The 4,891-nt window shown below is 65.8% G+C and carries 5 protein-coding genes; 2 read left to right on the top strand and 3 right to left on the bottom strand.

Going from position 1 to position 4,891, the window contains the following annotated elements; all coding sequences use genetic code 11:
- Positions 1-293: 293 nt before the first annotated feature.
- Positions 294-548 (top strand): hypothetical protein, encoded by a 255-nt coding sequence (locus NBW84_RS09010; protein ID WP_250283557.1) that lies wholly within the window; start codon positions 294-296, stop codon positions 546-548.
- A 5-nt stretch (positions 549-553) separates the two neighbouring features.
- Positions 554-1,459, top strand: coding sequence for a transglutaminase-like domain-containing protein (locus NBW84_RS09005; protein ID WP_445548672.1), 906 nt, complete (start codon positions 554-556; stop codon positions 1,457-1,459).
- 93 nt (positions 1,460-1,552) lie between these two features.
- Here NBW84_RS09005 and NBW84_RS09000 read toward each other — a convergent pair whose 3' ends face one another.
- From NBW84_RS09000 to NBW84_RS08990, 3 genes are all read right to left on the bottom strand, one after another.
- The gene (locus NBW84_RS09000) at positions 1,553-2,761 is read right to left on the bottom strand and encodes a cytochrome P450 (protein WP_250283553.1); all 1,209 of its coding nucleotides are present in this window, start codon (positions 2,759-2,761) and stop codon (positions 1,553-1,555) included.
- A 130-nt stretch (positions 2,762-2,891) separates the two neighbouring features.
- Positions 2,892-3,983 carry a type III polyketide synthase gene (locus NBW84_RS08995; RefSeq protein ID WP_250283551.1) on the bottom strand — a complete coding sequence of 364 codons (1,092 nt, stop codon included), beginning with the start codon at positions 3,981-3,983 and terminating at the stop codon, positions 2,892-2,894.
- 608 nt (positions 3,984-4,591) lie between these two features.
- Positions 4,592-4,891: hypothetical protein (locus tag NBW84_RS08990; RefSeq protein WP_250283548.1), on the bottom strand; the 300-nt coding region annotated here is incomplete at its 5' end.

The following is a 4,891-nucleotide window of genomic DNA, read 5'->3' as shown; positions in this document are numbered from 1 at the left end:
TGATTTCGCATGATTCGGGTTCGGGCTGTGCGGTGGCCGTGATGAGCACCGCGCGTACCCGACCATATTCGGCGGACATGCCCACAAAAGACTCGTCGATCCCCGGGAATCGTCGTGCCCCGGGAATCGTCGTGCCCGTCAGCGTGATCTCCCTTGAGGGTCTCCCATATGGTAGCCTGTAAACAGGCTGATGATTTCGCAAACATCGACATGATGTCGATGTGCGACATGATGTCGATGTGGTAGTCGGTTGTTGCCATCCGGCGGGGTACCGTCGGGGTGAGGTGGCCGTCGTGACGGCGCATCAGACCTTTTCCGTTCTCGACCGCGTCGACCTCGACCGGTTCGACGACGACGGCGGTGCTCCCGACCGGCTGTCCTTCACTCCGTCCGTGCCGGGCACCCAGCCGCTGGTGACTCTGCCCGACACCGCACCCGAGCATGTACCCGAGCATGCGCGCGAGGTGCTCCGGTTGGCCGGCGCCGGCTCGCTGACCGGTTCGACGGACGAGATCCTGCGCACTGCCGGGGTGGCGTCCCCTCCGTGACCGACGTGCAGTCAGAAAGTTACCGACCGTCCGCGCATCCCGGCGGCGGGGTGGCCGAGCGAGTGGTCAGTTGCGACCTCACCTTCGATGTCGGGGAACCTGCGGACGTCGCCCTCCACATCGCCGCGGCCAACGGCCGGGCAGTCCGTGCCGAGCGGCTCGACGTGACGATGGACAGGAGGGTGCTCCCGGTCGCGGTCGAGCTGGCCACGCCACACGGTGGTCGACTGCATCTTCTGCGCACACCCCCGGGAATCCTGTCCGTGTCCTACCGGGCGGAACTCGGCCCCCCGCCTGCCACCGCCGGACAACCGGCCGCAGCCATCCGCGGCGACCTGCCTGACCTGCCTGACCTGCCTGACCTGCCTGGTCTGGAGCAGCTGACCTACCTGCGGGCGAGCCGCTACTGCCCGTCGGATCACGATGTCGGGTTCGCGGTCGCCGAGTTCGGCGGCCTGCCACCCGGACGCCCCCAGGTGGAGGCGATCACACAGTGGATTCACAGCCGGGTGGGTTATGTCCCGGGCTCCAGCAACGTCCACAGCTGCGCCGATGACGCGCTGCTCACCGGGCAGGGAGTATGCCGCGATTTCGCCCATCTCGGGATCACGTTGTGCAGGGCTCTCCAGATACCCGCGCGCTTCGTCGCCGTGTACGCGCCCGGCCTGGCCCCGATGGATTTCCACGCCGTCTTCGAGGCATGGTTCGACGGTGCGTGGTGGACCTACGACGCCACCCGCCGAGCCCCCCGAGAGGGCATGGTCCGCATCGCAACCGGTCGCGACGCGGCTGACACGGCCTTCGTCAACGTCCTGCGAGGCATCGTCGTCCTCCAGTCGATGGAGGTGACCGCGACGGTCACCGGCTTACTCCCCATCGACGACAGCCTCGCCCCCCACCGGCTCTGCTGATCGCGGGCCAGGACCTGCCTGGGGGAGCAGGCCCAGCCGATCACCGCTCTCGTTGACGACAGGCGGCACCACCCGAGGACCGGGCCGGCGCCTCTACCAGGCGACCGGCAGCACGAGCGGGTAACGCCAGATCGACACCGTGTTCCACCGCACGTCCCGCGCGGGTACGGCCAGCCGCAGTCCGGGGAAACGGGTGAGCAGTGTGCCAATGGAGACCTGGAGCGTCATGCGCGCCAGATGGGATCCGAGGCAGTGGTGGCTGCCGTATCCGAAGGTCATATGCGGGACGGGCTCCTTCCGTCCGAAGTCGAGTTCGTCGGCACGGTCGTAGACCAGTTCGTCGCGGTTGGCGGTCAGATATGACACGTGCACGGTGTCACCAGCCCTGATGGTGACACCGTCGAAGTCGATGTCCTCCAGGGCCACCCGCGGAATGCCGACGCCCTGACGGAACGGGATGTGCCGCAGCAGCTCCTCAATGGCCTGCGGCAGTATCTCGGGATGGGCGCGCAGCTGGCCGAGCTGCACGGGGTGCGTCAGCAGCGTGTAGACGATGTTGCTGATGTTGTACGTGGTGGTGTCGTGACCGGTGACCAGCAGGAGCATGGCCAGCACGGACAGTTCCTCCTCGTTGAGCATCTCGCCGCCGATCCGTGCGGTGGCGAGCGCGCTGACCAGGTCGTCGCCGGGGACACGGCGGCGTTTTGCGGTCAGCTCGGCGAAGTAGGCCCGCAGTTCCGCCTTCGCTTCCACCGCCGAAGCCTGGTCGACGGCACTCATGGACATCATGGCCGAGGCACACCGGCGAAGTTGGGGCCGGTCCGCCTCGGGGATGTCCATCAGTGCGCAGATCGTCATGAGCGGCAGCCGGCCCGCCAGATGATCAGCGAGATCGGCCGGCGCGCCATGCCTGGCCATTCTGGTCAGCAGCCCGTCCGTGGCCTGCTGGGTCCAGGGCCGCAGTTTCTCGACCTGGCGCGTGGTGAACGCCTTGAGGATCAGGCTGCGCACCCTGTTCAGCGCGGGCGGATCCATGAGGTTGATCGACTCGGGCTGCGCGATGGGGGCAGGCGTGATCCGCGGGAAGTCCCGCCCGATCAGCGCGGCCCGGCTGAAACGCCGGTCCGCGGTGACTGTCCGCACGTCCGCATCGCGGGTGATCAGCCAGCAGTCGCCTTCCCCGTATGGCATCCGGACGCGGGTGACGGGGGCCTCAGCCCGCATCCGGGTCATGAAGGGGTCTGGTTCCAGGGCGTCGTCGTGCCGGAACGGGCACGTCGGCACGGAGTTCGAGATGGACATCCCACACGGCCTTTCCAGTAGGAAACTACGATCGACATATCCGGTGTCGACCAGGCTGTCCGGGGAACGCCAAAAAATGATGGAAAGCCCGCGGTGGCGTCCGGCCCGGAGCGGGGCGACGGGTCCAGGCTCAGGCCTGCTCTTCGACCCGGTCCGCCCTCTTTGCTGTGAAGGGGTCTGCCTGCCAGCGCCCGACCGACATCTCAGCCGTGATCCCGGGACCAAAGCCTGCCAGGATACCGCATCCACCGTTCGGGACCCCGCCTTCGGTAAAGATTCGCCGAAGGGCGTCGAGTACGACGGCGCTCGCGATGTTCCCATACTCGGTAAGCGTCGCCCTGCTATGGCGAAACTCGTTGGGTGCGACATCGAGAAAACGGCTCAGGTCGTCCAGGATGCGGGGCCCGCCAGCGTGGATCACGTAGAAGTCCAGCAGCGATGCGTTCCAGCCGTTCTCTGCTGCCAGGTCTCGCAGGACCGGCGCCAGCGGTTCCATGGTCTTCGGGACGCGTCGGTCGAGCTGGAAATGAAAGCCGGTAGCTTTCACGGCGTAGGAAATCCATTGCTCGGTGTTCGGTATCAGGTAGGAACCGGTCCGTTCCAGGCGCATGCCCGTCCCTCCGGAGGCGCGCACCACGGCGGCCGCTACGGCGTCGCCGAACAGGCCGTTCGACAGCAGGCTGCCGATCTCGACATCGGTGGGCTGGTAGCAGAGCGAGCAGAACTCGCAGGCCACGATCAGAGCGTTTGATCCGGGATGGGCGGTGCAGAAGTCAAATGCGCGGTTTATCCCTGCTCCGCCAGCCGCACAGCCCAGCTGGGCGATGGGGAGCTGGCGTGTCTCCGGTCTGAACCCGAGCTTGTTGATGAGCCAGGCCGTCAGCGACGGCATCATGAACCCGGTGCAGGACAGGTATACTATCATGTCGATATCAGCAGGCGACATCTCCGCATTTCGGAGCGCGCGGTGCACAACGTCCGGAACCCGCGCCCTGGCCTCTTCCTCGTAGATGTGGTTCCTGATCTCAAAACCTGGGTGCTTCAATGTCTCGTCAATCGGACGAACAATGTGGCGCTTGACGACGCCGGTGTTACTTATGAGGCGCAGGGCGAGGGGGAGGGCAGGGTGATCTCTGTGAAGACGCTGAGCCAGTTCAAGAGTCTCACCCATGGTCAGGATATTTTCTGGAACCGCGACAGCCGGTTCACACAGAACAGGCATCAGCAGATGCTCCTTCAGAGCCAGGGGCCGTGGGAGGCTGTATAGCAGACGAAGCTGGATCGTCTCCGTCCACGGTTCGACCGGTTATGATACTGCTGTCGGGTGGCCGGGCGGCGACTGAATGTTGCCGGCGCAGACCGTGGTCGTCCGGTTACAGGAGACAGGTCAATGTCTGAAGGCCACGGAGAGTGCGCCGATCGGGACCGGGCTTCGCCGGGAAACAAGATTCATCAGGACGTTTCGTGTCGCGCATGGGGACGACCGTAGTGTTCCTTCTCGTCGTGCTGGCAAAAACTACCGGACAGGTCACCTGTTCCTGGCGGGAACAAAAAGAAAGACCGGGCCCTGTTGTGGAGATACCCTGAACCAATAGCCACCAAACAATAACGGCCTCGCCGTCGAGGCCGAATTGACGGGATTGCATATCTGGCGTCGTGATGTCCCTGACGGCAGGCTTTGCGTCCGACATTCGGTATCGCCCATTTCCTTACTCGTCCAGATCGGACGTTACCCGGCGCATCGTGGTGAATCCTCCGGCAAGCAGCGCGGCCGCGAGGGCGGCACGGTAGCCCGGCTGCCCAGCGGCTGATCCTCCTGGCCGGTCGTGATCAGCGGCGGCGGAAGATGCCGCTGCGGCGGCCGGGGCGTGGATCAGGCGGCCTGACCGGCGGGATCACCTGGGGTGTGACGGGGTGCCAGCCGGCGGGCAGGGGCAGGGGCGCGTCCTCCGCGAGGCGCCGGATGGCCGGGTCGTAGCCGTCCAGCTCGCCCGGCTCGAAACGGACGGTCTTGATCACCCACCAGAAGGAGCCGCCCGGCTCACCGACCAGCTTGTAGGAGCCGTCCGGCAGCAGAACCGCCCACCCATCCTGAAGACCGATCACGGTGGCGATCCGCCGTCCGGTGGT

The sequence above is a fragment of the Protofrankia sp. CiP1_Cm_nod2 genome, assembly GCF_920664355.1.
Classification (GTDB): domain Bacteria; phylum Actinomycetota; class Actinomycetes; order Frankiales; family Frankiaceae; genus Protofrankia.
The sequence above is the reverse complement of the archived record's forward strand: the minus strand, read 5'-3'. Positions and strand labels throughout refer to the sequence as shown.

Coding starts and splice junctions, on each gene's coding strand:
- NBW84_RS08995 (WP_250283551.1), bottom strand. CDS start 3,983: ATGCCTGTTCTGTGTGAACCGGCTGTCGCGGTTCCAGAAAATATCCTG.
- NBW84_RS09000 (WP_250283553.1), bottom strand. CDS start 2,761: ATGTCCATCTCGAACTCCGTGCCGACGTGCCCGTTCCGGCACGACGAC.